This window comes from Oleiphilus sp. HI0043, from assembly GCF_001634935.1.
This window is the reverse complement of sequence record NZ_LWEY01000215.1, coordinates 1-705: the sequence shown is the minus strand read 5'-3', so window position 1 is coordinate 705 and position 705 is coordinate 1. Positions and strand designations below refer to the sequence as shown.

The following is a 705-nucleotide window of genomic DNA, read 5'->3' as shown; positions in this document are numbered from 1 at the left end:
AGTGAGTGATTATAAAACGGAACGAAAAGAGCTAGTTGCCGCCACCAGTAAGTTATTTTTAGGAATCATTAAGTTGATTGAAGCGTAGCGCTCTCACACAAAAAAGACGGCAACAAAAACCTGCTGGCAGAGCCTGCCCATTGTAATTTTCGAATAAATAATCATTTCCGTAGATAGAGGGTGTCACTCCTCACTGGAACCTGCCCCGCGTTAACCCGCTAGCGAGCCATGGAAGGCTCTGTCTACAAGTTTGTATTATTCATCACACCGGAGGCAAAGAATAGCTGCCGGTCACATGCGCCACAACATCCTCAGCCCCTTCGCTTCGGATCGAAACTTCACAAAATGCTATACGCTTACCCAACTTCAATATCTTTCCTTCTGCGATCAAGTCGCGCTGTTCAGGCCGCTGAAGAAAATTAATATTCAGGTTACTGGTTACCGCCATCGCGACCTCGCCCAGGCTTCCAAGTATCGCAGCATACATCGCCGTATCACCTGCGGTCATCATAACCGGGCCCGATACCGTGCCACCCGGCCGAATACATTTATCTTGAAAAGGAATTCGAATCCGCGCGTAGCCGGGCTTGANCTCCTCGATTTTCAAGTCGATATCCTCAGCCATTGGCACCCACTCTCTTATGCGGGCTTGCACATCTGCGGCCTGTAATGTCATGTTCTACTCCAAGATTGTATTAATTATTT

At 47.9% G+C, this 705-nt stretch carries 1 protein-coding gene; it reads right to left on the bottom strand.

Features of this window, described 5'->3' with window-relative positions; genetic code table 11:
• Nucleotides 1-262 precede the first annotated feature (262 nt).
• Nucleotides 263-676, bottom strand: coding sequence for a PaaI family thioesterase (locus A3729_RS03485; RefSeq protein ID WP_068633167.1), 414 nt, complete (start codon nt 674-676; stop codon nt 263-265).
• Between the last annotated feature and the right edge of the window lie 29 nt (nt 677-705).